1 protein-coding gene is annotated in these 239 nt (G+C 59.4%); it reads left to right on the forward strand.

Going from position 1 to position 239, the window contains the following annotated elements:
- Positions 1-239 (forward strand): hypothetical protein (locus IE94_RS37000; RefSeq protein ID WP_037925203.1); only part of this gene is annotated, 239 nt, incomplete at both ends.

Below are 239 nucleotides of genomic sequence, written 5' to 3' on the forward strand. Positions count from 1 at the left end.
GAAACACGCCAGACCTACCAGTGGCTCAACAAAGTCAAAGCGGGCAGCACCCTGGTGCCGCAGGTATATCTGGACGAGATGCACGCGGCCAACGTCCCGGGCCTGGACGACGCTCGCGCCACCGGGAACAAGAAGAAGCGGACCGCGGAAGAGCACATGGAGATCCTCCGCAAAAACAACTTCAAGCCACGTAGCTCCGGGGAAACACGCCAGACCTACCACTGGCTCAACAAAGTCAA

Origin of the sequence: Streptomyces violaceorubidus, assembly GCF_000717995.1 — a bacterium.
In the GTDB taxonomy this organism is placed as follows: domain Bacteria; phylum Actinomycetota; class Actinomycetes; order Streptomycetales; family Streptomycetaceae; genus Streptomyces; species Streptomyces violaceorubidus.